Source organism: Moritella sp. (assembly GCF_033791185.1).
GTDB lineage: Bacteria > Pseudomonadota > Gammaproteobacteria > Enterobacterales > Moritellaceae > Moritella.
Window position 1 is genome coordinate 1 of record NZ_JASJHF010000304.1, and the last position, 5,558, is coordinate 5,558.

4 protein-coding genes are annotated in these 5,558 nt (G+C 41.2%); 2 read left to right on the forward strand and 2 right to left on the reverse strand.

Translation table 11 applies throughout. The annotated features are described in order from the left end of the window. Nucleotides 1–372 precede the first annotated feature (372 nt). Entirely contained in the window at nucleotides 373–1,152 is a 780-nt protein-coding gene (locus QNK26_RS17390) for a hypothetical protein (RefSeq protein WP_319225276.1), read from the forward strand. Nucleotides 1,153–1,157: 5 nt separating this feature from the next. Here the strand turns inward: QNK26_RS17390 and QNK26_RS17395 are convergent, their stop codons facing one another. Then, a complete protein-coding gene (locus QNK26_RS17395; protein ID WP_319225277.1) occupies nucleotides 1,158–2,183 on the reverse strand; it encodes a phospholipase A in 1,026 nt (341 codons plus the stop codon). 628 nt (nucleotides 2,184–2,811) lie between these two features. On the opposite strand from QNK26_RS17395, the gene gltS reads away from it, so the two are divergent. Continuing rightward, complete coding sequence (gltS, locus tag QNK26_RS17400; RefSeq protein WP_319225278.1) at nucleotides 2,812–4,035, forward strand: sodium/glutamate symporter; 1,224 nt, start codon at nucleotides 2,812–2,814, stop codon at nucleotides 4,033–4,035. Nucleotides 4,036–4,079: 44 nt separating this feature from the next. Here the strand turns inward: gltS and QNK26_RS17405 are convergent, their stop codons facing one another. Beyond that, on the reverse strand, nucleotides 4,080–5,552 hold the full coding sequence (locus tag QNK26_RS17405) for a sigma-54 dependent transcriptional regulator (RefSeq protein WP_319225279.1): 1,473 nt from the start codon (nucleotides 5,550–5,552) through the stop codon (nucleotides 4,080–4,082). Nucleotides 5,553–5,558 lie beyond the last annotated feature (6 nt).

The window sequence follows — 5,558 nt, forward strand, 5'->3', positions numbered from 1 at the left end:
GCTCTACCAACTGAGCTACAACCGCCATTAACTGTCGACTTATCCCGCTAAATATTGTTAGCCAGACCGTCTGTTGTTTCGATGTGGAGATTATGCAGCAGTTAGTTTAAACATGCAAGCCTACCTAGAGAGCATGAACAAATTGCAATCCCTTCGATTCAAATTTAAACAGCCCGTTAAAAACTGCGCCACATAAACCAACCAATAATATTCAGCGCGCTTTCTTTAAAATAGTGATGTTTACCTTGTTGCGACTAATTAACTTCAATATACTCAAATAGATATATACATCTAATTGCCTGCAACATAACTAACACTTTAAATAATGGCTGTATCTTGAAACACTAAACTGAGATTGAGGGAACAAAGATCATGACGGAAAAAATACTAAATATTGCGGATAACTTTTGGAACATACGTGGCAATTTTAAAATAGGCGGTATTCTAAATATCGGTACTCACGCCTCCATAGTACGCTGCAGCAATGGTAAGTTTGTACTGTTAGATGCTTATACGCTACAAGGTAAGCTAAAAAACCAAGTTGATGCATTAACCAATCATGGTGCGGACCTCGACGCCATTATTAATTTACACCCTTTTCATACCATCCATGTGAAGAAGGTGCATGAGCTATATCCAAACGCTAAACTGTATGGTACGCAGCGACATCAAGATAAATTCCCCGAACTGCCTTGGCAATCACAGCTCACGGAATCAGCCGACTTTGCCACGCTATTTGCCGATGACTTTGAATTTTCCGTACCCGCAGGTGTCGATTTTATTTCCAATAACGAAAATCTGCACTTCTCATCAGTGCTTGCTTACCATAAGCCCTCGAAGACAATTCATGTCGATGATACTTTAATGTATTTGGAATTTCCGAGCATCATAGGGGTCATCAAGAAACCGCAAATAGCATTTCACATGACGCTAGCAAAAACACTAGAGAAACGAGCAGGGGCAGCGCAAGATTTCCGCGATTGGGTGATTCAGCTAACAGCACAGTGGAGCGATGCTGAAAACTTATGTGCTGCGCATTCGTCAACATTGCGAGGTAACAAAAATATGTCACCATCTATCGCAGAAAAGATTGCCTTAGCCTTACAAAAAGTAGAAAAAACATTGCAGGCGCATGAGAAAAAGTTTGGCTAATCCCCTTAAAACATATTATTAAGCGCGACCCCAATACCGAAGCGTGTTTGGTGATGGTTATAATCAATCAGGCTATCACCATAACCGTTAAATACGGTGACATAGCCTTTTAACTTGCCGTACAAAGGGGTCGTTAAATTAATCTGCACAGCGCCATTGCTAGTAGCAAAGTTCTGGCGCATCTTGGCACTTAATTCATATTTACCGAAGGCATAACCGAGGCCATATTCAACATGTCCCATGTAGTCAGTAATATCTGGATTGTCATCCCCGTTAGGGCTTGTAGGGTCAGTTTTAGCATCTTCAGATAAACGGTACCAAGGTCTGACACTCCAGACGAAATTACCTTGCTCATAGATAAACTCTGCGAAAACCCGATTCCATGACCGAGAAAGGCTGCCAGAACGACCATTGGATTGATGCTCAATGCCCAGCATTACTGCGGTATTAGCCTCATTTGGATGCCAATCAAGCGGGGCAATATAGAACAACTCAGGTCTGTAGTTGGTTTCTCTGAAGGGGCTCGAAATATCATTTGCATAAACTTGCCACCAGGCTTCCAGCGTAAAAGCGGCATAGATACGATCACCGTCAACCAGCAATGAGCTGTAACTTAACGGTAATTTAAGACTCACCTGAAATTTAGATTCAACCTTCTTAAAACCATCATCTAAAGTCTCAATGTCATTATAGACTTCTGGGTTAACTTCGCTGGTACTATAAGCAGGTAAAATATAATTCATTCTGTGGGGAGTAAGTACAAACTCAGCCGTATCATTTTGACGCTCTGCAATGACCCGTCTGGTCAGCACACCGGCTTGCACCTTTTGCCCTCGGATCAAAACTGAGCCATCCTCGTCGAGAGAACGCAATGCTGCACATATAGATCTAACCTCCCCTAGCGTCACTTCAGGTGGGCTAGATGCAACTTGTTTTTCAATACATTCACTTTCTGAAGAAGCTTGAACCTGATAACTCAAACAAAATAATAAAGGCAGTAAGCCAAGCGTCTTATAGTTTAATTGTTGCAAAATTGATTCCATACATCGTGATCACTAATATCCTGCTAGAGCATATAACAACTTACTTATGCCCATAAGATATCGACCTTATTGGAATGGGTCAAGCAAGGGTTAGACTATAAAACCAACAATCATACCGCCAATATAGAAACTCAAGCATGATATTTAACAAAGAAATATATACTCATTAGTGGTAGCCAGCCGTTTTTATGTGATCTTTTTAAACAACATGAGTGATTCATGTAGTTCAAATATCGCTATTTAACTATAAATAATGAATAAAAATGAAAATATGATATATTCAGGCGCTATTTTTTAATTAACCTATCCATAATAGATAGCTAAACTGCAAATTTTACCGTTCACAGGGTAAAAGTTTGTTTATGTACTTAGGTATGGCACCTCGGTATTTAATATATTTTTATATATATTTAATAAGTATTTAACGCTCAGAGCAAACCATCCAGTCATCACTCATGAGGCTACGGATATCAACGGTCAGGATTCACTCCACCACACTATTTGCTCGGTATTAAATATCAATTTTCAATCATAACATCAGCGTTATGGGCTGTTTACTCAGACTCTTTTCAGATTAAACACAACATATCAGGCTGATCAAAAACCAAGAGGTAATATGAATACTATTTATTCAATTGGTGAACTAGAATCTTTTTTAACTGCCTTTTTAGTACTGTTCCTTGGACACACAGTCAATAAAAAAGTCCCTGCTTTGCAACGCTTTAATATCCCAGAACCGATAGTCGGTGGATTAATCGTCGCAATTATAATTACCGTGTTACATTTTCAAAATATCACGCTTGAATTCTCCTTACCCCTACAAAGCACATTAATGCTGATGTTCTTTAGCACCGTAGGCTTGGCTGCCAGTTACACCCAATTATTAAAAGGTGGCTCAAAAGTTTTCTTGTTCTTAGCTGTCGCTTCGCTCTACATCATGATTCAAAACGGTATTGGGGTTAGCTTAGCGACCATGCTTGGCTTAGAGCCTGTTCTTGGCTTAATCGCTGGCTCAATTACCTTATCAGGTGGTCACGGTACTGGTGCAGCTTGGTCTCAAACATTTTATGACATGTACGGGATTAATACACTGGAACTAGCGATGGCGGCGGCGACATTTGGCTTAGTGATCGGTGGTATCATCGGTGGTCCAGTTGCGCAGCGCCTGATTGCTAAAAATAACTTAGAATCCGACTATGGTATTGGTACTAAACACCATGAACGTTTCCCTGAACTTGTTACCTACAATGAGCTAGAAGAAGATCGTATCACAGGTAAAAGTGTCATCGAGACGCTATTCATTTTGTTAACCTGTGTCGTTGGCGCGGGTTATGTAGAACAAGCCGTTTCATTGCTCAACATCTCCTGGTTAAGAATTCCTGACTTTGTTTATGCGTTATTTTTAGGGGTCCTGTTTACCAACACCACAGAAGTAACCAAAAGTTATAAGGTAAACAGTGAAGCCGTTGATATTCTAGGTACTGTCGCCCTATCGCTGTTCTTAGCCATGGCGCTGATGAATCTTAAGTTATGGAATATTTTTGATTTAGCGTTACCACTGCTGGCCATTTTAATCGTGCAGGCTGTGGTATTGGCTCTGTTCTCATATTTTGTAACGTTTAAAGTCATGGGCTCAAACTACGATGCGGCTATTATTGCCGGTGGCCATTGCGGTTTTGGTCTTGGTGCAACACCAACTGCGGTAATGAACATGGGCTCACTGGTATCACGCTATGGTCCTTCACCACAGGCATTTATGGTCGTTCCTATTGTCGGTGCATTTTTCATTGATATTGTTAACTTAATTATCCTGCAAGGCTACATTAGCTTTATTGGTTAAACCAAAACTTATCAGGCCTGTCGACACAGGCTTGATAAGCTATTTTATATCACCAATCCCCAACTCTGCCGCTTTCGGTAAATAGTCGATGCACTAATATCGAGTAGTGCAGCAGCCTTCGGAATATTACCGTTACAATGTGCTATCGCATTTTCAATAATTTGCTTTTCACTTTGCCATAATGGCACGATGCTTTTATCAATATGACTCATGACGATCGCTTTTGTTGATTTCATGTCACTGTCATTAGGTCGCAAAGTAGGTAACATGTCACAGCAAGGCGCTAGATTAGCATCTATATCGTAGGTTAATAAATAGGGATTTATTTTCTGGCCATCAGCCATATTCGTTTGCTGTATCTCCATCGGTAACATGGCACTAGTAACGAGTTCGCCATGATTTAAAACCACTATTTGACGGATCACATTTTGTAACATACGCACATTACCAGGCCAAGCGTAATTGTTAATCATAGCGACGGCATCACTATCAAAGCCTTTAAATGCCTTCTGTTCTTCTTTGCTGTAATCGATGAGCAATTGCTGTGCAATCAAAAATACGTCATTATTACGCAGGCGCAATGGCGGTAGCTCAATGGGGATGACATGCAAACGATAAAACAGATCCTCGCGGAATCGCCCCGCACTCACCTCATCCCAAGGTTGACGATTTGTAGCACTAATAAAACGAATATCCACACACTCTTCTTGTGATCCCCCTACCCGCTGGAATACACCCGTTTGGATAAATCTTAATAGCTTGCTTTGCAAATCAAGGTCCATCTCGCAAATTTCATCCAAAAACAATGTTCCGCCGTGCGCGCGTGTTGCCGCACCATTACGGTTGGATGTTGCGCCTGTAAACGCGCCTTTCACATGCCCAAATATTTCACTTTCAATCAACTCTTTCGGTATGGCGGCACAGTTGAGCGCGACAAAAGGTTTACTTTTGCGTATGCCACAATTATGGATAGCTTGAGCACAAACCTCTTTGCCAGTGCCACTCTCGCCGACAATAAAAACCGACGCCTTACTACTGGCGACACAGTCAATGGTCTTATACACCGCCTGCATCGCCAGCGACTCACCAATAAAGCCTTGGTAATTATGTTTAGGTAAACTACTTTCATAGTTAGCGACCAAGTTAATTAACTCACGTTGCTTCAGAGCATTACGTACTGTAATCGAAAGGCGTTTGGCATCAAAAGGTTTAACGAGGAAATCAAATGCCCCCGCTCGCATCGCATCAACAGCAAGATCAATAGATGCATGGGCAGTGATCATAATAGTACTAATGTCGGGATGGCGTTGCTGCACTGCCATTAAAATATCCATGCCTGACATATCAGGTAACTGAATATCTAAAATCAATAAATCAGGTTGCCAACGAGTAAGTTCAAGCAAGGCCTCTCGCCCTGATTGCACATGCGTGACACTCGCGCCTTCGTTATGTAAATAAGCACTATAAATAGCACCAATAGAGGCACTATCTTCGACTAATAACGCAGTAAACCCCATGTAATG

Coding starts and splice junctions, on each gene's coding strand:
- gltS (WP_319225278.1), top strand. CDS start 2,812: ATGAATACTATTTATTCAATTGGTGAACTAGAATCTTTTTTAACTGCC.
- QNK26_RS17390 (WP_319225276.1), top strand. CDS start 373: ATGACGGAAAAAATACTAAATATTGCGGATAACTTTTGGAACATACGT.
- QNK26_RS17405 (WP_319225279.1), bottom strand. CDS start 5,552: ATGGGGTTTACTGCGTTATTAGTCGAAGATAGTGCCTCTATTGGTGCT.